Source organism: Streptomyces caeruleatus (genome assembly GCF_001514235.1).
Taxonomy (GTDB): Bacteria; Actinomycetota; Actinomycetes; order Streptomycetales; family Streptomycetaceae; genus Streptomyces; species Streptomyces caeruleatus.
The window spans coordinates 114,706-135,428 of the sequence record NZ_KQ948938.1 but is presented as its reverse complement, the minus strand read 5'-3'; the positions used below and the strand labels follow the sequence as shown (position 1 = coordinate 135,428).

The window sequence follows — 20,723 nt, the reverse complement described above, 5'->3', positions numbered from 1 at the left end:
GGCTCCGGGCAATGCTTCACAGACGATTCCACTCGTCAGTCCACGTAGACGCCGGCGAACATGCCGTCGTAGCCCGCGGCCTGGGCCGCTGCCTCCAAGCTCGGGTAGTCCTGCCCTCCGGCGTCGATCATCGCCTCGTAGTCCGCGCGGGTCAGTTCGCGCTCGACCCACTGGTGTGCGCAGCGGCAGCGGATGCTGATCTCGTTGCGGTCGCAGATGACCATCCAGTCGCGCCGGGCGCCGCACCGCGGGCACATCACCGGAATCCCGGTGATGACGATTTCCTCGGGGTGGGTGGTGGCGCGGAGGCCGATGCTGCCGTCGCCGAGTTGCATCTCCTCCTGGAGGCGCCGCAGGGGGTCGTCGCCGAGGGCCGTCTCCGGCAGAACGGTTCTCTGAGGGGGGAGGCCTTCGTCGAGTATCTGCATTGTCTCCTTCTCCATATCAATCAGCCCTAACAGGCGCCGGCCGTCGATGTCCAGCTCTTTGCGCTGCTCAGCGCCTTGGTCCTCGGGGGTGAGGGTCCGCACGGCGGGCCACGGCCGGCACCTCGGGTGCCGGTGGCGGAGATGGGTGAGAGCGCGATTGCGCCGCGCGAGTGTCCGTGCGTGCGCGCGGTGGCGCCATGGTGGCGGGCAGGTTGGCGATGCGTCGTAGCCGCCAGACGAGGACGTCGGTGACGCTGTCGGCGGTTTCCAGTTCGCGCCATTCGACGGCCTGCTGAAGCAGGGCGTCGGGGTCGTGTCCTGCGCGCTCGGCCTGGTCCAGGGTGGCGGTGAGGGCGTCCCAGCCGGGTTCGTGGCGTATCGCGTCGGCCTGGTCGGGCAGGGCGGTTTCGAGAGTGCCGGCGTACCGCTCTCGTACGGGTTCGGGGAGGCGCCGGCCGTGTTCGCGCATCGTGTTCATGGGGGCAGCGGCGGCCGATCGGTAGGCGCTGCGCAGGTGTTGTGCGGCTCGTTGCGCGGCGGCTGCCTGCTGGGCGTGGCCGCGGGCGGAGTGCCAGCGCGCGGCGGCGATGGTGACGAGGACCATCGTGGACAGGACCATCGCGGTGGCGCCGCCGTCTTCGCCTTTGCCGAGGGCGTTGCCGGCGCGGATGATGCCGCGGGCGGCGGCGCGAACAGCGCGGTTGTCGGCCCGCTCGGCGCGGACGTGGGAGCGGGTGGCGCGTTCGAAGGCGCGGGCGGCCTCGACGAGTTCCTTGCGTGTGGAGGCCGGGGCGGTCTGGGCGATGGCGTCGAGGAGTTCGCCGGCGCCGACGAGTTGGGCGGCAGAGTCTTCGTCGTCGGCCTCGTGGAGGATCGATGCCGCTCGTTCGGCGGCCGGGACTGCCTGGCGCCGGGCGCGTGCTGGGGGAAGTACTCGTTCGTCGCCATGGTCGGTGACGGGTTCGTCGTCGGGTCGTCCGGCGTCGAGGCGCTGGCGGATCCTGGGGAGGGAGAGGTCCGGGGCGAGTTTGGAGCCGGAGAACCAGATGGGTTCGCCGTCGCGGTTGCGGTCGCCGGGGAGGGCGACCTTGTATCCGAGGGTGTCGCCGGATGGGGCGATGCGCTGTTCGACCCGCAGGCCGGCCTCGGCAAGGCGGTGGAAGAACTCCTCCTCGCTGGCGGCGCCGGCCAGGGCGTGGCGGACGCTCTCCCGCAGGGTCTCGCGGGGTGTCTCGGTCCGGCCGGTTCGTTCGGCTTTGGAGCGTTCGGCGCTGGTGGGGCGCTGGGCGGCGGTGCGGTCGCCGCCGTTGAGGATCTGCAGGCCGAACTCCTTCTCGATCTTGCGGCATTCGGCCTGGGCGCGGATGCCGTCTTCGTGGCGGCGGGGGCTGCGTCCGTCTTCGCGCTTGAGGGTGGCGACGAGGTGGATGTGGTCGTCGGCGTGGCGTACGGCGATCCACCGGCAGGCCTTGTCGTCGCCGTATTCGGCGATGCCTGTGGCGTGGACGATGCGGCGGGCGACTTCGGCCCATTCGGCGTCGGTGAGGTGGCGGTCGCCGGGGGCGGTGCGGACGGGGCAGTGCCAGACGTGCCGGGCCGGTCGCCGGTCCTTCGGGAGGGCGAGGACGGGGAGGTCGAGTCGGTCGGTGAGTTGCTTGATCGTGGCGGACGGGTCGCGTCCGGGGTCGGGGGCGAGTTCGGGCATCCAGGATGCGACGAGGTGCGGATCGGTGTGTTCTTCACGGCGGCCGGGGCCGTAGAGGTAGTTGAGGAGTCCGTACGTGCGACTGCCGGTGGAGATGTCGGGGACCACCGTCAGCGCCGCGCGATCTCGATCGCGGCGGCCTCGACCCGGTCAGCAACCCGCAGGACACGGGCGACCGCAGCGTCCACGTACTCCACCTGACCGCCGGAGTTGAGGATGCGGGCCACCTGGTTGAGGTTGCCGCCGACGCGGGCGAGCTGTGCGCTGGCGGCCATCAGTTCTTCGACCCGGCCGCGTTGGTCCAACAGCCATGGCTGGGGGCCTCCTTGAGCCTGGGCGACCGCTACCGCCGCGTCGGCGAGGAACCCGGCGGTCTTCAGACCGACGGCTTCCGCCGCACGCTTCACCAGCGCGAGTTCGTCGGAGGTTAGGCGGACGCTGCGGACTTGGTCACGGTGCACACGCTGGCGCAGGCGAGGTCGCGTACGCGGTGCGGCGGGCGGGGTCGGTTCCCCTCCTGGCTGCGATCCGCCCTCGGTCGCAGCCTCCAAGCCCGGCACCCCCTGGTGCCGGGCCTCCCCCGCCGCTCCTGGGGCGGGGGTAAGCCCTTCCGAAACTCCTCCGCAGCCCGTGGCGGCGGAGGAGTTTCGGAAGGTACAGCTTGCTCGGCTTCGTGCCGGGCAGTCACCTTGCCGCAGGTCAGAGGTTGTTTCGGGCGACTCGGAGGACGTCATCGGGGCGTCTGGGCCTTCGTACGGCGCATGTCGCGGAGGACCTCGGTGACGAAGTCGAGCGCGAGGACCGGGTGGTGCAGGGTGCGAGGCGTGCTGGCGGGGGTTCGCTGGACGGTCCAGGTGCCGTCCGGGCCGGGTTCGGCGCGGTGGAGATGGCCGTACCGCCGGAGCACAGTGATCCAGGCGTCGGCTTCGGCGGGAGTTGCCGGGGTGGTGCGCATCGTGGTGTCTCCGGTGCGTGGAGGGGAGTTTGGTGGGGTGCGGGCGGCCCGGCTGAGGCCGTTGGCCGCCCGCTTGTCCGGGCCGGCCGGTCAGCCGGTCTTGGTCGCCGACTTTTGGCCGGTCTCGGCGCGGAGTTGTTGCATCAGGGCGGTCAGCCGGTCATTGGCCAGCGTTTTGCCCTGTCCGCGGATGGCGTCGGCGACGACCCCGCGGGTGACCTTGCCCGCGTCGGCGACCGCCTCGCGGGCGATCGGCAGCAGGGTGTCCGCCGCCTCCGCGTTGTCCGAGCCGCCGTTGTCCGAGCTCTCCGGGCCGGTCTCCGGCTCGGTGACCGAGGGGGCGGTGAGCCGCAGGCGGGTGACCGGCGCAGGTCTGCTGACCGGCTGTCCGCCCAGGTCAGCGGCTTCTCCGCCGTTCGCCAGCTCCGCCTCCGAACGGCTCGCCGGGTGTCCGGACGGCTCCTCCCGGTCAGCCGTTCGCGGCACGTTCGGGCCGGAGGTGACCGCCGGACGGCCGCTCTCCGGCCGGGCGAGCGTGGCCGAGTGGCCGGAGGTGGCCGGGACCGGCCGGTGTCCGTCCGCCGCGAGCGCGGTCTCCGGCCGGTCAGCGGCGATCCGGTCAGTGCGGACGGTGAAGGTGTCCGAGTGTCCGTGGTGACCGGCCTCGGTGACCCGGCGGGCGATGAGGATGTACAGGTGGACGGCTCCGGCCAGGGCGAGCGGGGCGAGGGTGGACAGGGCGCCGACGGTGACGTCGCCGAGCCGCAGTCCGCCACCTCCGAGGTGCTGCTGGTTGAGGCGTACGGCGTGCAGGGCGTTGGCCCAGATGCTGGCGGCCGTCGCGGTGCCGAACAGCGTCCACACGTACAGGCGGGCGGCGAAGGAGGCGGTGCGCAGGACGAGGAGGGCGCGTACTCCGTAGGCGATGAAGCCGTCGATCACCAGGGGGAAGAGGAACGTGAGGGGTCCGCGGACGTGGATGGCGGTGGCCATCTGCTGCAGGGCGTCGTATGAAAGCGCGCACCCTGCGCCGCCGAGCGCGACGATCGCGGCTCGGTCCCAACCGGTGATCTGAGCCGGTGTCGGTGCGCTGTGGCTCACGCGGCCGTCCCGAGGTCGTCGCGTGCGGGGGTCTCGGCTGCGGGTGCCTTGAGCTCCTTGGCGGGGCTCTTCGGCTTCTTCTTCCCCTTGTTCGCCTTCTTCTTCTGGTCGACGGCGCGGTTGCGGATCTCCCGGCGGATGTTGCGGTAGAGCTTCTCGGCGTGCTCCTCGGTGAACTTGAGCAGCCAGGCGAGCCGCTCCGCGGGCACCTCGGCGTGGTAGGCGGCTATGACGACGGCGTCACGCTCGGCCTGGGTGAGGTGGATGTCGCGGCCGGCCAACACCTCGTTCACGCGGGCGTAGTCGAAGCGGCGGTGGAGCTTGCGGTGCAGGGGGTCGCGCTCCTCTTCGGTCATGCCGCCCCGGATGCCGTCGCGGTCGCCGTTTTCGAGGGCCGCGTCGAGGCAGGTGGCGCGGACGGGGCACTGCGCGCATAGGGCCTTGGCGGCGCGGATGCGGTCCATCTCGTCCGGTTCGGGGAAGAAGATCTCCGGGTCGACCTGGTGGTGGGTCGTCGAGCGGCAGGCGGCGCTGTCGTGCCAGGTGAGGTCGCCGAGGGTGCGCGGGGTCTGGTTCTCGGTGCTGTGCATGTAGGTGTCTCCGGTCGCCCTGGGCGCGTTTTTGGGCAGGCGCGTCCCAGGGGTTGGTGCGTGAAGGAGGCGGAGGCGGTGGCAGCCGGTTGCGGCGGGGATCAGGCGGCGGCGATGCGGCGCCGCTCGGCTGCGAGGGCTCGTCTGCGGTCGGGGCCGTCCAGGATGACCTTGTCGCTCATCTCGGTCAGCCGTGAGGCGACCCGGTCGCCGATGTGCTGACGGAGGTCGGCCATGCCGAGGTTGGTGGTGATGAGGGTCGGGAGCATCTCGTTGTAGCGGCGGTTGATCAGCCGCATCGTGATCTCCTCGGTCCACTCGCTGTTCTTGGCCGCGCCGAGGTCGTCGATGATCAGCAGCGGGCAGCGGGCGAGGTCCATCAGTTCCCGCTCGCCGTCGTGTCCGGGACGGGGTCGCAGTTCGGCGTACAGGTCGGCGGCCGTGGTGGCCTTCCAGCGCAGCCGGACTCCGGCGAGGAGCAGCGAGCGGATCGCGCCGTACGCCTGGTGGGTCTTGCCGGTGCCGGTGGTGCCGACGATCAGCAGCGAGCGGCCCTGCGCGATGCCCGGCGCACCCTCGGGTCCGGGGCGGCCGGCCTCGGCGATCGCGCGGACCCAGGCGGTGACCGCCGGGTGGTCGGCGACGGCGGCCTGGTAGCGGGCCGGGATGCGGGCCTGTGCCGCCTGAAGGGCGGGAATCGGCTCGACGGGGTCGGTGAGTTGGACGGCTGGGTCGATGCCCCGGGCGGTGAGGATGCCCGCCAGGCGGCGGGCGATGCCGCCGATGGGCTGGGCGTCACGGTCGCGCATCACAGCTCCTCGGCATAGGCGGCGGCAGGGTCGGCGGGGTTGGCCCAGGCCCGGTGACCGGGCACGTTAGGCCGCGATTCCGTCCGCACCAAACCGGCGGGGGTGGCGTTCATGGCCTCGTGGACCAGGCTCGGCAGGGTGCTCGGGTGCAGCCCCTTCGCCCGGTGGCGGGCCAGCCCGGCCCGGATGTGGTCCGGGTCGATGCCCTCCGCGAGGAGCTTGGCGGTCTCCCGTCCGAGGTGACCGAGCACGCCGCTGGGCGGGCGGTGAGCGCAGGCAGCCGCGTACTCGGCCATGAGCTGCTGGGTCGAGACGGTCTCCGGTGCGGGGGCGCCTGCGCTCCCCGAAGGAGAAGTAGTTCCTAGATCCAAGTTCCTAGGTCCTAGATCCGGACCGTGAGGGCTCATCGAGGGCTCACTGAGTCCTCCATGAGTGCTCCGTGAGGGGTCCTGGGATGCGTTCTGGGCTGCGGTTTTGTGATGAACAGGGACCTCGCGCGGGGTGCGTGAGCCCTCGCTGAGTCTTCCGTGAGTCTTCACGGAGGACTCAGTGCCGTCTCCGTGAGTTCGTGGTGCGTCCGGCGCGGGCTGCTCGACGTCGTGGTGCGGGCAGGCGGGGAAGCGGACGCCGCTGGGCCGGTTGACCTTCTGATGCTGGCGCCAGGTGACGATGTGCAGGTAGCGCTTGCCGTCATCGCCCGCGTAGCGGCAGATCAGGTGGGCAGCGGCGAGCTGGGTCAGGTCGTCCTCGACGTCCACGGGGCCGTGCTCCGGGCGCAGCGACCACAGCAGTCCGGCGATCACGGCGGGCTGGTCGCGGAAGCGACCGTGGTCGTCGGCCTGGGTGAGGAGGCCGAAGAAGGTCCGCTCCGCTGCGAGGGAGACCGCGGCGAGCGACTCGGACGCGAAGGCCTCGGGCTTGATCGTTCGGATCCGGGCCACGGGTCAGCGGCCCCCGTCCGAATGGGCACGGGCCTTGGCCGTGGGACGCAGGGTCCCAGTGGCGAGATCAAGGTCGTGCGCCTCGTCCCAATTCACCTCGGGGAAGGCTCGGATCACCCAGCGGGCGGCGGCCACGCGCTGGGTCCGGTTGAGGGGTACGGGCTGCCCCCGCTCGTCGTACGCGCGGGTGTAGGGGCTCGGCCAGGTCTGGCTCGGCTGATGCCGCGAGACGCGGACGATACGGGCACCGGGCACCATGTCCGCGAGGAGAACGGCCAGGCGGTGCTGGCGGGTGCCGGCGGTGGGGTCGTCGGTCTTGGCGGGCTGGGCGCCGAGCGCCCTTCCGGTCCAGGACTCGGGCATGCGACAATTCCTTACTCGTAGGTGGGGTGGGACGGCCGTTCTCGTCGAAAAGGTCAGCCGACTCGCCCCGGTTATGAATCCGCGCCCTCAGGGGTGGCGGGCCTGGCGCCCGGAAGCTGCTAACTTCTGGGCGCCGGTCTCATCTCCCGCCGAGGACCGCATATTTGACGTCTGATGTGGCTCTCATTTCCCCCTTGAGGAGATCCTGGTTCGGCGGTTTCGCCGAGGGACCAGCAACATATGCACACCGCTTCCAACACTCCAGCGGATTGCGGCCTGTGGGCTGATCCGACGCCAACTCGACATATCTTGCCGAGGTGATGCGTCCCCGCCCTCTGGCAGGGAGCCTTCTACTTGGTGGCCGTGCAGCCGCTGCGGGGCCTTGAGGTGCAGACTCCTGGCTGCTGACTTGCCGGCCGCGTTACCGAACTACGCTTCCGATCCATGGCTCATCAGCTCCCGAGCGCCCCAGCATGGACGGGTTAATCCACGGCAGACGTGCGACTCAGGAACGTGCGATCCGATGCGACTAACAGCACGGCGATACAGGCTGGAGCTTCTCCATTGATCGCAAGCCCTGCCCGAACAGCCATACAGCCAGCCGCCGTTTGAAGCAGAGACATACGAAACTCCTCGCGTATCAGCCACCTTGTAAGTACCGCGCATAAACGCGAAGCAGCCGTGATGTGATCTCGGCACCCTGCCGAAAGGCAGGAGCACGCCCGACGATCGAGGTATAAGACCCCTTCGCCGACTACACCTTGAGAGCGCTCCACACGCGGGACCGCACAGAGCTCTCCCGGATCAATCTCCTCGGCCACTGCGCCGCTGGAGATCGACAGCGAAGACCGAGCGAGCGTGCGACGCTCCCCGTTTTTCGCTAAGCTGAAGCTACATCCACTCGCACAAAAAATCAACGCGCCGAAGTTACTTCGGTTTGCAGAAAAACGAGGTTCGATGCCCGCCCGCCACTTCGACAGAGGCCGAGTACGCGCCGTGCGACGCGCCGCCGAGGTCGCGCAGACCGACGTGGCGACGGCCGTCGGCGTAGCGGACTCGACGGTCGCTGGCTGGGAGACAGGGTTGGCAACGCCCGATCCGGAGAAGCTGTCCGCCCTGGCGAAGGCACTCCGGCGGGAACTGGACGATCTCTTCCCTCGCACAGGTCTCCCGGACCTGACCGATCTGCGTTGCGACGCCGGCTACTACCAGTACGAGACGGCGAAGTTGATCGGGACGAAGAGCGCGGGTCCCGTGGCGGGAGCTGAACGTGGTGAGCGGCGGCTCAAGGACAAGTACGTCCCCGCCTTGGCAGCGGCCTACGGGGTGAGCGAGGAGGAGTTGCGGCGCGCGGAGGACCGATCCATCGCCAAGGCGCAGGGTGGTGAAGCCGAATCGGAGGCCACCGGGGCCGCACCCGCGACCGGGGGACCGCCTGGCACGTTGGCGGAGAGAATCACCCTGATCCTGGAGCGTTCGTATCCGGGCGAGCAGGGTCCGCCAACGGATGAGGAGATCGCCGACGCGATCAACGCGCATGCCGGGGCGCGGGTCATCTCCGCAGCAGGCGTTCTGGATCTGCGTACCGGCGCCGTTGAGACGGCATCGCCCGTCGTCCTTGAGGGCCTGGCGTCCTTCCTCGGTGTCTCACCGATGTACTTCCAGCCGGATGACGCCGTGGCCCGCCAGGTCTACGAGGGTCTCCAGCTCCTGTCGGCCTCGCGGAAGGGGGCCGTGGGCCGGGTCAGGGGGCGCGGGATGGGCTCGCAGGGCCTGCCGACGAACGTTATGGAGTTCGTCAACGACCTGGTTACGGAGCTGGAGGAGAGAGAGCCGGACGTGAGCGAGTAGCGCCTGTCCGAAGCCCGTCTGAAGGCTTCGGACAGCGTGCGGGGCCGCTCCTACTCTCAGGCCGTTCTCTACTGGTCGTGATGTCGGCCAGCGGCGATCACGGCGCGGATCGCGCGCAGGGCGTCGAGGTCTTCGAGGGGGTCCCCCTCGATCACCAGCAGGTCGGCACGGAATCCCGGAGCGATCCGGCCCGTCGTCTTGCCCAGTCCCAACGCGTCGGCCGCGTCCGCCGTGGCCATGTCGAGGATCTTGCTGTTCGGCAGGCCCAGGTGCGCGTAGAACGACAGAGCAGACACCAGCCCGTCGAACCCGGCGCGCTGGACTCCCGCGTCGGTTCCGGCGACGAGCTTGGCGCCTGCCTCGTCCATCTGACGGACCAGGTCGAACATGGCCGCCGCCCGTTCCTCGCCGAAGAAGCGCGGGAGCATCTGCCAGTGTGGGCTCACGGCCGGGCAGACGGCGATGCCGTCTTCGACGATCCGCTTCAGGACGTCCTGCCGGAGGTCGAAGCCGTCAGCTGTCATCCAGGTGCAGTGCTCGATCGTGTCCACGCCCGCTTCCACGGCGGCGGCGATCCCGTCCGCGCCGTGTGCGTGGGCGGCCACCGGCACGCCGGCCTTGTGTGCCTCGTCCACCAGGGCCCGCAACTCCTCCGGGGTGAACTGGCTCTGCCAGCTCTTCGGCCCGTCCTTGGTCAGGCCGCCTCCGGTCACCATGGCCTTGATCACGCCCGCGCCCGCCGCGAGGTTGCGCCGTACGAGATCGCGGACCTGGTCCACGCCTGAGACCTCGCCGCCCAGGAAGTGGCAGTGCCCGCCAGGAGGGGTGGCCGGCGTGCCCGCGGACACTATGCGTGGGCCGGGCGTGCCGCCTCGGCTGATCTCCTCGTCCAGGCGGAGTGCCAGGCCGTTGCGGTCTCCCAGGTCCCGGACCGTCGTGACCCCGCTGGACAGGAGCTGCTGCGCGCGTCGGCGCATGTCCTCCAGCAGCTTCTCGTCTCTCGACTCGGCGAGGGTGGCCACCGGGTCGCCGCCGCCGTCGAACGCGAGATGCACGTGGGCGTCGATCAGTCCGGGCAGCACCGTCGCGTCGGGGAACGCCAGGTGCTTCCCGTCCACGCCGACCCGGTCGGCGAGCTGGGCCCGTGGCCCAACCGCGGCGATCGAGTCGCCCTCGACGAGGACGGCACCGTCCTCCAGGTACGTCCCGGAGCCGGTAAGGACCCGGCTGGCGGTGATCAGCATCTCGTTAGGTCTCCCTCTTACTTCTACGGTTACGCGGTCAGCCGGAGCGCTTCCGACACCGCGATCAACTGACGGACGTCCGCCTCCCGGTCGTCCTCCTTCGGCACCGCGAGCGGCACTGCCTGTCCCGGCGCCGGCGAGCCCTGTCGGATCGTGTCGGCGGCACGCCGCAGTCGGCTCGCGAGTTCCGCCGGCTCCAGGCTGAGCAGGTCGGCGTCACCGTCCTCATCGACGAGGTAGGGGCTGATGTCGACCAGGCCGTCCCGGCATTCCACTATCCGCCGGTGGTAGCGGCGGTGCACGCCACGCGCCCGCCACCGGTCCCACAGACGGCGGGAGGCGGGGCGAAGTTCGTTCTCCGGGTAGACGTCGGTCAGCAGCTGCCACAAGGGGCTCAGCCGACGGTGATCGCGGCGCCGCCGCAGCCACAGCCGGATGGCCGTGATCCTGGAGCGACTCGCCGAATAGGTGATGCCCGCGACGAAGAGCAGGATCGACGCTACGAGCCAGAACGCCACGCCGGCCGTGAGCCGGTCCGGAACCGTTCCGCCGCTCCAGCGGACGGTGACGAAGACCGCGCGGACGGCGCACGCCACCGCCATGGCGCCGAGGCCGATCGCCGTCATCCACAGCCCTGTGGCGTGCGGTCGGCTCGACACGCGGGCATAGCGTGCGGTCCACCGTCCGGCGGCGCCGAGCGCGTACATCAGGTACAGGCCCGCGCCGGCGTAGAAGAAGGCGATCTGCGGGATCGTCATGTCCGCCGTGCTGAACGAGCCGGCGAAGTCCTCGTGCGGCACGGTCACTGCCGCCAGGATGATCGCCACAGTGACCGCGGACACGACGACGGCTTCCCACTGCGCGCGACGTCGCGCCGCCGACCCATCGGCCGAGTACAGGTAGAAGCACATCAGGAAGTAGACCGTCAGCAGCAACAGGACGTTCTGAATCAGCTTCGCCGTGCCGTGCCCGGCCACGGTGTCGATACCGGTGGTGCCGCCAGGCATGGCCACGGGGTACGACAGGCCCGCGCTCAGCAGGCAGAGGGCGACCGACCTCGTGGGAGCGTCATGCGGGGCCCGGGACCAGAGGTAAAGCCTCCACACGACGGCAGCCGCGATGATCAGCAGGAGTATCCCGCTCACTGGTTACAGCCACCCTCGCCGGTCGCCCAGGGCCGACTGGACCCGACGTACCTCCGGGTCCTCCGACAGAGGGGGGAGTTCGTCGAGCACCGAGGACCACTCCAGGATGATCGTGGCCGCGAGCTCGACCGAGCACTCCTCCCTGTCCTCGTACGAGCAGCGGCGGGCGACCCGCCGGATCAGCTTGGGATCGAGTACGGGAATGAGGGTCGCCCAACCCTCGACGAAGTCGTCCGGGGATTCCTCCGGCGACCCCTCGGCCTGGTCCTTTTCCCACTCGGCGACCAGGATGTGGAGGATCTCGTGGAGGATGATCTGCCGCTGGTGCAGCCGGGTCGTCTCCTGCTGGTAAAGGATCACGTCCATCTGCGGCGTATCGACCCACAGCCCTGAGGGCCCCGGCTTCTCCAGCGGGAAGGACCGCAGGACGATCGGGCGTCCGCGCCTCTCGCTGAGCGCCTTGACCAGCTCCTCCACGTCGAGAGGCGGGTGGATGCCGAGCTCGCGCAGCTCCTGCCGCAGTCGGCGGTGAAGATCGCGCTCCACCGTCCGCCGCTCAGCTGTTCGCCAGCGCCCCAGCCTCCGGCGTCTCCCCCTCTCCTGCCTTGGCACCGGAGGTTGCGAAGCGTCGCGACGACTCTCTCCCAGAGACATTTGAGCTATCCCTTCGTACCGGCCGATCGGGCTCTTGCTCGGAGCCGGGCACCAGCCACCGCGGGTCAACGATGTTCGGGTCCCCGGACAGCGCACGGAGGCGATACGGGCGCCGAGACCAGCAGCGGGCAAAGGGCGCACGCCTACCTCAGCGATCGAGCCACGAGGACGCGAGAGAGAGCCTCTCCGAGCTGCTAGATCGCTAACGCGAACATCCAAGCCACCCTTTGAAGCCTCTACGGGAACAGCTTTGGACCTTACGTGAGGCCCGCATGGGATCAAGGTCGGAAAGTCACCCCTGAAGATCCAAAAACCAGAGATCACCTGTCGCAGCAAAACCCAACAAATCAACTAATCCCGATTTGGATCAAGGCCCTGAACTGCTGATTCACTTGCGTTCATATTGGCCACTACTGCATCACCAACGAGCACATCCGTTATCTCTTTGAGATATTTAACGGGAGCATAAGACGTGCATTTAGTTACTAACAGGACGTACCGGCGGCACCCAAGAGCACGGAAAGATGTGTGTAAGGGGTCACTTCTGCGCCATTCTGTGCAGTCATCCGCGTTACGCTCCCGAGCATGCCTAGCGACATATTCAGCCAGACACTTGAGCACTCAGCGTTCTGGGGCGAATACCACCTGTGCACGCTGACCACGCTTCGCGCCGACGGCACTCCCCACGTAGTGCCTGTCGGCGTGACGCTAGACGTCAATACAGGAGTCGCCCGAGTTATCACACGCAAATCAAGCAAGAAGGTCGCCAATATTCAGGCATCCCGCCCCGGCGAAGCTCGCGCGGTTGTCTGCCAGGTCGACGGAGGCCGCTGGGCCACCCTGGAGGGCACGGCCGAAGTGCTGACCGACGCGGCGGCGGTCGACGACGCCGTGGCCCGCTACGCGGACCGGTACGGCCGGACTCCGGCTCCGGACCCGGAGCGCGTGGTCATCGAGATCACGATCGACCGGACCATGGGCCAGTTGAACGCCGCCCGGCCGAAGACGGCGAGCGCTGCGGCCTGACCGCGCAAGAGCCCACGGAAGGGCAGAACCTGACATCTACGCCGATGTCGCCGGTGAGTTCCGTGGTGCGCCAACGGTGTCATTGCGGGTGCCCTGCCCGGTTGTTAGCCTCGGATCGATCTTCACGTGGTGTAGGGCTTCAACTACGGCTTGAGGTTGGGGAGATGGCGATAGGTCGCCTGTGGGAAGCGGATGCCGACGCTGGATTCGTGCGTCGTCTGGGCCGTTCGCCACAGGAGTTGGGATTGACGAGCGGCTCGGAGAGTTGCCCAGACATCTGGGAGATGGATAACGGCGACGTCGCGGTGATCGGTCGTGACGTGACCGCCCTCGTGGCCGAGCGTCTTCCCGAGGGCGTCTCTGTGGGGCCCGACGAGCGCCTTGTGATCATCCCGAGGAGCCTCCTCGCCGCTGCGAAGCCGGACATGCCCGATGCCTGATGTGAGCGCGGTCGAGCCACCGGGCGTCGACGCGCCGAGCATCAGCGCGCTTGTCGCGGCGCCGCCCGAAGCCCGAGGTCCTTTCCTGCCCGTCAGGGAATACCTTCAGGCGTTTCGAGAGGACTACGCCCGTCCCGAGGTGACGACCTTCGACAAGTTGGAGTGCGGGCAGCACTTCCAGGAACCAGGTTTCTCGTCGTGGGAGGCGTTCAACCGAGAGGCTTGGCGCGAGTCCGTCGACCTGATCAAGGAAGTGCAGCCCGCGATCAAGCGGCAGTTCGATGACGCTGAGTCCCGCGGTCTGGTGCTGCGCCGGGCCCGCTACATCGAGCTCCCGCCGTCGGACTATCTCGTCTGGGAGATGGCCGTGCTCCGCGAGCGGGTCAGCCGGGGCGAGCACATCCGGGTCGTAGCCGGCCAGGGCCGACCCGGCTTCCAGGCACCCCCCCCCGATGGTTTTCCGAACTTGTCATTCTCGGGACCATCCGCCTCTATGAGCTGAGGTACGGACCGGACGGCGTGCTGGCCGGCGCGTACCAGTACGACGACGCCCAGTTGATCGAGGCCTGCCGCACCGACTTCGAGCAGCTCTACGGCACGGGTGAGGACTTCTCGTCGTTCCACGACCGGGTCACCGGCCCTCTGCTGCAGACCCGTTGCGAGGAGGCGTCGGCATGACACCGCCTCCGGAACCCGTTCCCGGGACTGCCACCCGCGCGGCACGCGTCCTCCACGGACGCCCCTGGTACCGGTCGCGTGCGGCGACGCTGGCGTTGTCTGTGCTCGCAGTCGTGTGCTCGATGGGCCTCGTCGTCATCTCTCCCCTGGCGCTTCCCGCGCTGGACGGCAATGGAAAGGACTGGCAGCGGATCGGCGACATCGCCCAGGCGTACGGTGCCGTGTCCGCGCTCCTGTCCGGTCTGGCCGTCGTCGGCGTGGCGGCCTCGCTGGTACTCCAGGCACGGGAAGCGAAAGCCGCCCGAGTGCAGAACACCCGCCTGATGCATATGGAGTTCACCAAGCAGGCTATGGAGAACCCCGAGTACCTCGACTGCTGGGGTGGCCCCGACGCCTCCCGGACGGTTCTGCTCCGGCGGCAGCACATGTACGTCAACCTGGTGGTCTCGCACTGGGAGATGTGGTTCGAGCTCGGGGACCTCACGGAGCAGTGGCTGGCGTCCATGTGCGACGAGATCTTCGCCGGCGAGATCGGCCGCTCGTTTTGGGCACGGACACGTGAAGCACGTATCTCGACCGCGTCCACGCGGCGGATGAAGCACTTCAACCAGATCATCGACGCCCGGTACGAGGCGGCGCTCAGCACCCCACCACGGAGCGAGCCGGCGTTGCCGGATCTCAGGGTGCCCGGAGTCGTGCCCCCGCGCGCGGCTGATCAAGACCAGTCCTGAACTTCAAGCGGGTGGCTCGGCCAGTGCAGCGAGCCGATCGGCGGCCCGCGACCACGCGGCCTCGCCATCCACTCCGCTGTACGACATCTCCAACTCCGAGAGAATGGCAGCCCCTTCCGCGTACTGGCCGATCGCGAGGTCCAGCCACACCAGGCTCAGCCGCTCGTCTGCGATCGGATCACGCGTCGCCGCCACGGTGTACGCCGCCCACGCGGCCCTCGGCAGATCGGTGTCGGCATCTGGCAAAATGCCACCGATCGCCTGCAAGAGGGCGCCAGCACGGTGTACCGCTGCGAGGGAGGCGGCATCTGCGAGAGCGGTAGGCATCGCAGTCTGTAGAGCCCTGATGTCACCTTCGTCGATGTCGTGCCAAAGCCGCCACTGCGTACGTACTGCCTCGCCAGCGTCCAGGGATGCAGCACCTGAAATGCAGTTGTGGGCGAGGAACAGGTGGACCGTTTCGGTGCTCGTGGCACGCGCCGTGGCGACCGTGCCCAACGGAAGCAGCCAGGCCGCCCGCAGCCCGGTCTCTTCGGCCAGTTCGCGGCGGGCGGCTTCCGCCGGCTCCTCGTCCTTGTCGACCAACCCTCCGGGCAAGTCCGTGATCTCAGTGTCGTGAAGGTAGTGATGCTGCGTGACCATCGCTATCCGTCCGCGATGAACGGCAAGAACGCGTACCGAGTCCGGGGCAGCCACGTGCGGGTAAGCGACGGTCACACCGTCAGGCCGTACGGCTTGGTCCACTGTGAGGCGGACACGGTCGTGCGGTCCGCCAGCGAAGAGGACCTGACTGTCCTGCTTGTGCCATCGACCGTCGGTGTTCATGGCCAGCAACCCTAGGGGAATCCCGGCTCTCTCCCTCACTGTCGGGACTGGACTGCTCGCCGCTCGGTTACTTGTCAGCGCGGCCGCAGAGTTTGACCTGTCGGGCGAAGTGCTGCCGGGTGCCGTCCTCGTCTCATTGGGAATACCCACCGCTGACGGTGACCATGTCGTACGTAAGGACGCTGCTCGCCGTGATGGCGAAAAGCGCGCTCGAGTGCATCTGTGTGGCCGACTCAGCGATACGTGCTCCGTTGCCGTGGCTCCGCATACGCCGGGGGCTGTGATTGGTGAGGTCGACGCCAAGCGACTCCCGAAGATGGCAGGGACAGTCACACCAGCTTTCCGGTTTGGAAGCCGGTCCCGACTGTGTAAACGCCTCCCTCGGTTCGCCGTGCCGTGATCCACTGGGCGGGGGCGCGGCTGGAGGAGTTGGCCGCGTGCCGAGGAGACAGGGCCCGGACGCACGGGGGACCGCAGATGAACCACTGGGTTGGAATCGTCGCGCTGCGCGATGCTCCGAGTTCCGTGTCGACGCCGCTGCACCGGATGGCGACGGCGGTCGAGACGGCCCATCGGATCCGCACCTACAGCCTGGGGACGACACGCAAGGTGCTCCACGCCGACCTCCGCGACGCACTGCGCGCTGTCGGCCGGCGCTACTCCTTGGCGAACGACTCGGCACGGGCGGCTGCCTCGTTCCGCGCCGTCCGCTTCTTCCCGGACCACACGGACGCGTGGCGGGATCTGCCGTGGTGGCTGCAGCAGGACCTGGCAAGAGAGCTGCAGGCGTCGGTGCCAGTGCAACACAGTGGCACCGCCGTGCCGGTCCGCCGACCTGCTCGTCAGCAGCCGACCACGGCGAAGCCACAATTGCGGGCCGGGATCACTGCAGCCACCACCTCTGTCGTGCAGCGGGTGGGGCTGGAGCCGATGGACGTCGTACGTCCGCCGCTGACGGACCCCGGGGCGCCCTTCGACGCGGTCGACCTAGGCGCCGCACTGGAAGCGGATTTCGCTGCGGCCGGTCTGAACCTGGCCGACGATCCCGTTCACGCGCGTTGGCTGCGGATCGCGACCCTTCACACAAGTTACGTCTATGAGGACGTGCACGGACCTGCGGGCCTGCTCACGCCGCACACCCTGAACATGCTTGGCTCGCTGGGCAGTGCGTGGCTGAACCTCCTGGTCCTGGACGCCCTCGCGGCGGATCCCACAGTCCAGGACAAGGATGAGGGCGCCCAGTCGGCTCGCCTTGCCCACCATCGCAAGGAAGCCGTGCGGCAGCTCGGAGCCTGGGCGGCTGCTGCCGGCTTCGCCCACCTGGGGCGCGGGGAAGCACAGAGCAAGACGGCAAGTGTTGCCGAGATGTTGGCCCTGCAGGTTGTAGGAGCCCTCTTCCTGATCGGCGCGCATGAGCCGGCGCGCAGGCTGGTCGCAGCGAAGACCAGGAACGCGGGCCGAGGTTCAGGTGCCGGCGCCCCCCAGCACGATTGGCTCACACTGCTCCAGGAACGGCCGTACGTCCGCGGCATGAAGTGGTCGTACGACACCGAGGGTCCGGACCACGACAGAACATTCACCGCCACCCTCCGCGTGGACGATGGGCGCACGGCGAGGGCCACCGGAGGTTCGAAGAAGGCAGCACGTCAGGCCGCAGCCCGCGCCTTTCTGCGCCGTCATGATCCAGCGGCTGCCTTCGCCGTACCGGCGCCCCGGCGCGCCCCCGCCCCCATCGGCCCTTCCGGCTACGGGATCGACGAGCCTGGCCACGCGAGGGCAATACGCGACCTCCGGCAGGGATTCGGGCTTCCGGGAACGGCGGATCCGTGGCTCGCTCAGGCACTCACTCACAAATCCTGGACCTACGAGAACGCTGGTGTCGCCGAGAGGGCACATCAGCGGAGCAACTCCCTGCTGGCGCACACGGGTTCGCACGTAGCCCGGGCCCTGATGGCCTACGAGAGGGCGCACGAGGCGGCGTCTAGGGGGCTGCGGCCCGCTCCCGAGGAAGCACGGATCGGCTCGGTCTCCAACGCGGAGTGCAGCCGCCTCGGCGAGGAACTCCGCCTGACCCCGGGCATGCTCATCGGCACCGGTGAACGCCACAACCTGCGCGCCGACCCCGGCGAGGGCGCCGCGCAGGCCGTCCTGGCCGTCGCCTGGCGGCAGCGCGGTGCGCGCCTCCTGACCCGACGCCCACACGTCCTGCACACGTGGCTCGCCGCTCTGGACCAGGGCTTCGACCCGACCACCCAGCTACAGAACCTGTGCAGCCGCTTCGGCATTCGCCTGCACGAGCCGGAGTTCTACGTCCGTGGCGAGGACCATGCCGAGGAGCGGTACTGCGAACTCGTCCTCACCTGCGGTACGCAGACCATCCGGTGGGCAGGCACCCCAGTCACCGGGAGCAAGACCACGGCGAAGCAGCGCGCCGCACAAGAGATCCTCGCCCTGCTGCATGCCCACGCCTCGGGAACCACCCGCATGTGGTCCACGCAGGAGAGGGCCGTCCTGCGCGGTGTTCTTAGCCAGCAGCTCCGCCAGGCACCGCACTTGCCGCCCAAGGAGCGCCTGAACTGCGCCCGCGGCGGCGACCTGGGTCTGGATCTTCTGGCGTCCGCGGATGCGGAGGGCTTCCGAGCCTGGGCGCACCGAACAGCGACACTGGTGGGAGCCTTGCCCCCAGACACCCTCGACGGCCTCACCCTCTTCTACACCCAGTGCCTAACCCAGCTCCGTTACGGCGACGACTCCTTGCTGCGCACCGCCCTGCGGCGCGTCGCTGTCGGCGCGGCCGACTCGGCCACGGAGCTCGCGGCAGCGGCGGCTCTGCGCTCCGCAGCCGCGGAGCAACCCGCGGACCTGCGGGGGGTCCTAAGCTCATGGTGGGCAGGGACGACGGAAACGGCACATGTGCGTCTGTCTGACGGCACAGGCCAGCTCGGCAGCCTGGACCTGACCGCCGCAGAGGCGGGTGCGCTGAGGGAAGTCCTGGTCTGGACAGCGCAGGCAGCCGGCGCGGTGGACCGTCCGATGTCCGTGGAACTGACGATCATCGCGGACCGCCTGTACGTACTCCTGGGCATCGACGGCGTGAACGTCCCGAAGACCTGCGCCGCTCTCCTGCCCTTGCTGGACGAGGTCGCCCCGTCAATGCGCTGCACGGCGACCGAGGACAGCCTCCTGCTCCACTGGCGGCAACCTGATGGCGTCGGCGATCTCGACGAGACCGCTCTGGCTGTGGCGGGCTTGACGGCGCTGGCCGCGCCGCTTGCTGCGCCGGCCGATCTCACACGGCAGGCTCAGGACGCATCGCCCTACAACGCCGGTCGCGACACAGCGTGAGCGGGGCGAGCAGTGAGCACCAACGTGGCGCGGGTCGACCCCGCCGCCACGGGGGGGGCGACGGGGTCGGCGTGCTGGGCACGCCCCCGCAGTGTGCCAGAGTGCCCCACTCTTTACGACTATCCCCTTACGCCTGGCCCGTCCCCATACTTGGGGACCGCCGCCATTTTTATAATCGTGCGGATATGCAAGGACACGGAACCTCCGTCAGGAACTAAGAAGTCTCTTGACCATCCGAACCCGTGACGGCAAGCTCTTCCAGCTTCCCAATAAACACGGTCGCCCCATCAAGAATGTCAGCGAACCCCTGAGACAACCCCTTGGTTCCGAGGTCGAAGAAGCGCATGGCCTTTTGGTAGTCGCTGTTGTTCTTGGCGCTCTTGACATGGGCCGCGCCGCTACGCAGGCTTTGCAGGTTCCGAAGGAACTGGACGAACGCACCCGCCTCCGTGAACCCGATGGCATCCAGATACCGACCAAACTTTGTGATGCCGCCCTTGTCATTGGGTTCGAGGATAGCGCGCTTACCTACCTCCGCCTCGTTGATGCGGTCGACCAGAAGCTTCGCCAGCGACATGATCTGCTCGTCGAATTCTTTTTGGTTGCCGTCTGACGGAACGTGCAACGATGTCCAGTGATGTGCGTCCGCAGGCTTGAGTTTCTTAAAGAGTTCCCAACCGTGATTTGAGTTCCAGTGCTTCCCGAAGCGTTCGTACGTCCTCTTGAAGACCAGCGCCGGCTCAGTGGCGTCAGCCCATTCACCAAGCATGGAGCGACGGAAATAAACGTCGCTCATCCTCCCATCGGGCGGGACGTTGTAGCGCTTCCAATAGAGCTGCTCCTTGTGCGACAGCTTCCCTAGATCGCCAAGAAAGACAACGACATACTTCTGGTGGTTGTTGTCCAGCGGCACACCCCAATAGCCCGCACACCTGAGGTAGCCGTCTTCGACGCGGAACTTTCCGGGATCGTTGTAGTACTTCGCCATGACTTCCTTGGAGAAGAACACGGGTCTGAGGAAATGCGGAGCGTCGGGGTTCTTTCCAAAATTGTTGGCAAGCTTCTCTTCATCGCAGGTGTAATACACCTCCTCACCGTCATCGTCCACGCCGATAATAAATTCCTCGTACTTGCGGTCATGGCGCCCCCATGAACGCTGCGGGTCGTAGTTTGCAGCTCCCCTCATGACCGTCTTTCCAAGCAGGCGCCCGCAGCTATTCCTCTCGGGGGCAAGGACAGGAAAAGCGTCTACAAATCGTGAGTAGCGGTAATCGCTACCGCCCTGCTGTTCATCCTGTCGCGCCATCCCAAGCTCGTCGAGGCTTTTCTCGCTCCAACGGTCAATGACGTAGAGCAATAGCAGCACCATCCCCCGGACCGCAAGATACTCCTTCAGATACTTGACTCTGACTTCCACCTTGTCGTCAGATACGCGGACAACTTCAATATCATCGCCACTGTCGTCAAAAGCAAAGAGAGTGCGGGTAGCTCGATCCTCATATAGGTTATGGAAATACCTAAACTCTTCCGACACTTCGACGTAAGACGGTTTAATCCCGTGAAAATAACGGCAGACGACCAGCGGTTCGACGCCGCTATCGTCGCCGAACCGGTGATACTCACTTGCCCGGTCATCAAAGTAGAACGAGAACCCAGGCGTTCCGTCGCCAAGATCCAGATCCCACGAGGGCTCGACGAGGTGAGCGTCAATGTTGCCAACTGGCACGAGGGCGCTGTAGTAGCCGCCATCTTCGTTGTCGCGCTCATCTCGTGCGTAGACAGTCACCCAACCACCGTTGGGTCGCTGTCCCGTCGCGTAGTCGATCAGATCTTCAAACTGCAGAAATGACACCTCGTTCATGTGTGTATTTTACCGCCAACTTTACGGTTTG

Annotated in this window: 21 protein-coding genes; 7 read left to right on the top strand and 14 right to left on the bottom strand. The window is 67.9% G+C overall.

The features are described 5' to 3' along the window. Positions 1–35: 35 nt before the first annotated feature. The 9 genes from AQJ67_RS35710 to AQJ67_RS48730 all read right to left on the bottom strand — a co-directional run bounded on the left by AQJ67_RS35710 (position 36) and on the right by AQJ67_RS48730 (position 6,892). The gene (locus tag AQJ67_RS35710) at positions 36–428 is read right to left on the bottom strand and encodes a hypothetical protein (protein ID WP_063807398.1); all 393 of its coding nucleotides are present in this window, start codon (positions 426–428) and stop codon (positions 36–38) included. A 67-nt stretch (positions 429–495) separates the two neighbouring features. Further along, positions 496–2,241 carry a relaxase/mobilization nuclease domain-containing protein gene (locus AQJ67_RS35705; RefSeq protein ID WP_062723600.1) on the bottom strand — a complete coding sequence of 582 codons (1,746 nt, stop codon included), beginning with the start codon at positions 2,239–2,241 and terminating at the stop codon, positions 496–498. Between the two features lie 2 nt (positions 2,242–2,243). Beyond that, complete coding sequence (locus AQJ67_RS49780) at positions 2,244–2,594, bottom strand: plasmid mobilization protein (protein WP_244190693.1); 351 nt, start codon at positions 2,592–2,594, stop codon at positions 2,244–2,246. Between the two features lie 269 nt (positions 2,595–2,863). Further along, on the bottom strand, positions 2,864–3,088 hold the full coding sequence (locus tag AQJ67_RS35695) for a hypothetical protein (RefSeq protein WP_062723596.1): 225 nt from the start codon (positions 3,086–3,088) through the stop codon (positions 2,864–2,866). 90 nt (positions 3,089–3,178) lie between these two features. Continuing rightward, complete coding sequence (locus AQJ67_RS35690; RefSeq protein WP_062723594.1) at positions 3,179–4,189, bottom strand: DUF2637 domain-containing protein; 1,011 nt, start codon at positions 4,187–4,189, stop codon at positions 3,179–3,181. Beyond that, on the bottom strand, positions 4,186–4,779 hold the full coding sequence (locus tag AQJ67_RS35685) for a WhiB family transcriptional regulator (RefSeq protein ID WP_062723592.1): 594 nt from the start codon (positions 4,777–4,779) through the stop codon (positions 4,186–4,188). Before AQJ67_RS35685 ends, AQJ67_RS35690 begins: the two co-directional genes overlap by 4 nt. Positions 4,780–4,880: 101 nt before the next feature. Next, complete coding sequence (locus AQJ67_RS35680) at positions 4,881–5,588, bottom strand: ATP-binding protein (RefSeq protein WP_062723589.1); 708 nt, start codon at positions 5,586–5,588, stop codon at positions 4,881–4,883. After that, complete coding sequence (locus AQJ67_RS35675) at positions 5,588–6,529, bottom strand: hypothetical protein (protein WP_062723587.1); 942 nt, start codon at positions 6,527–6,529, stop codon at positions 5,588–5,590. Before AQJ67_RS35675 ends, AQJ67_RS35680 begins: the two co-directional genes overlap by 1 nt. Positions 6,530–6,532: 3 nt before the next feature. Next, a complete protein-coding gene (locus AQJ67_RS48730) occupies positions 6,533–6,892 on the bottom strand; it encodes a hypothetical protein (protein WP_244190692.1) in 360 nt (119 codons plus the stop codon). Between the two features lie 996 nt (positions 6,893–7,888). On the opposite strand from AQJ67_RS48730, the gene AQJ67_RS35665 reads away from it, so the two are divergent. Further along, complete coding sequence (locus tag AQJ67_RS35665; RefSeq protein WP_244190691.1) at positions 7,889–8,743, top strand: helix-turn-helix domain-containing protein; 855 nt, start codon at positions 7,889–7,891, stop codon at positions 8,741–8,743. A gap of 68 nt (positions 8,744–8,811) precedes the next feature. On the opposite strand, the gene AQJ67_RS35660 is transcribed toward AQJ67_RS35665, so the two are convergent. Genes AQJ67_RS35660 through AQJ67_RS35650 form a run of 3 tightly spaced genes read right to left on the bottom strand, consistent with a single transcriptional unit; the run spans position 8,812 to position 11,678 of the window. Then, the gene (locus AQJ67_RS35660; RefSeq protein WP_062723582.1) at positions 8,812–9,987 is read right to left on the bottom strand and encodes an amidohydrolase family protein; all 1,176 of its coding nucleotides are present in this window, start codon (positions 9,985–9,987) and stop codon (positions 8,812–8,814) included. A gap of 29 nt (positions 9,988–10,016) precedes the next feature. Further along, positions 10,017–11,132: an MAB_1171c family putative transporter gene (locus AQJ67_RS35655; RefSeq protein WP_244190690.1), complete on the bottom strand. Its 1,116-nt coding sequence runs from the start codon at positions 11,130–11,132 to the stop codon at positions 10,017–10,019. Between the two features lie 3 nt (positions 11,133–11,135). After that, complete coding sequence (locus tag AQJ67_RS35650; RefSeq protein WP_062723579.1) at positions 11,136–11,678, bottom strand: hypothetical protein; 543 nt, start codon at positions 11,676–11,678, stop codon at positions 11,136–11,138. 693 nt (positions 11,679–12,371) lie between these two features. Between AQJ67_RS35650 and AQJ67_RS35645 the strand changes: the two genes are divergently transcribed. The 5 genes from AQJ67_RS35645 to AQJ67_RS35630 all read left to right on the top strand — a co-directional run bounded on the left by AQJ67_RS35645 (position 12,372) and on the right by AQJ67_RS35630 (position 14,661). Next, the gene (locus AQJ67_RS35645) at positions 12,372–12,812 is read left to right on the top strand and encodes a PPOX class F420-dependent oxidoreductase (protein WP_062723577.1); all 441 of its coding nucleotides are present in this window, start codon (positions 12,372–12,374) and stop codon (positions 12,810–12,812) included. Between the two features lie 170 nt (positions 12,813–12,982). After that, the gene (locus AQJ67_RS35640; RefSeq protein WP_062723696.1) at positions 12,983–13,252 is read left to right on the top strand and encodes a hypothetical protein; all 270 of its coding nucleotides are present in this window, start codon (positions 12,983–12,985) and stop codon (positions 13,250–13,252) included. Continuing rightward, entirely contained in the window at positions 13,245–13,754 is a 510-nt protein-coding gene (locus tag AQJ67_RS35635) for a DUF6879 family protein (protein WP_062723575.1), read from the top strand. Before AQJ67_RS35640 ends, AQJ67_RS35635 begins: the two co-directional genes overlap by 8 nt. 17 nt (positions 13,755–13,771) lie before the next feature. Beyond that, positions 13,772–13,930 carry a hypothetical protein gene (locus AQJ67_RS47930; protein WP_159058892.1) on the top strand — a complete coding sequence of 53 codons (159 nt, stop codon included), beginning with the start codon at positions 13,772–13,774 and terminating at the stop codon, positions 13,928–13,930. After that, positions 13,927–14,661 carry a DUF6082 family protein gene (locus tag AQJ67_RS35630; protein ID WP_159058891.1) on the top strand — a complete coding sequence of 245 codons (735 nt, stop codon included), beginning with the start codon at positions 13,927–13,929 and terminating at the stop codon, positions 14,659–14,661. The genes AQJ67_RS47930 and AQJ67_RS35630 overlap by 4 nt, the downstream gene beginning before the upstream one ends. Before the next feature lie 3 nt (positions 14,662–14,664). Here AQJ67_RS35630 and AQJ67_RS35625 read toward each other — a convergent pair whose 3' ends face one another. Continuing rightward, positions 14,665–15,486, bottom strand: coding sequence for an NUDIX hydrolase (locus AQJ67_RS35625; RefSeq protein ID WP_062723570.1), 822 nt, complete (start codon positions 15,484–15,486; stop codon positions 14,665–14,667). Between the two features lie 477 nt (positions 15,487–15,963). Between AQJ67_RS35625 and AQJ67_RS35620 the strand changes: the two genes are divergently transcribed. Then, positions 15,964–18,831, top strand: coding sequence for a putative dsRNA-binding protein (locus AQJ67_RS35620; RefSeq protein WP_062723567.1), 2,868 nt, complete (start codon positions 15,964–15,966; stop codon positions 18,829–18,831). Positions 18,832–19,045: 214 nt separating this feature from the next. Here AQJ67_RS35620 and AQJ67_RS35615 read toward each other — a convergent pair whose 3' ends face one another. Further along, positions 19,046–20,692, bottom strand: coding sequence for a hypothetical protein (locus AQJ67_RS35615; protein ID WP_062723565.1), 1,647 nt, complete (start codon positions 20,690–20,692; stop codon positions 19,046–19,048). Positions 20,693–20,723 lie beyond the last annotated feature (31 nt).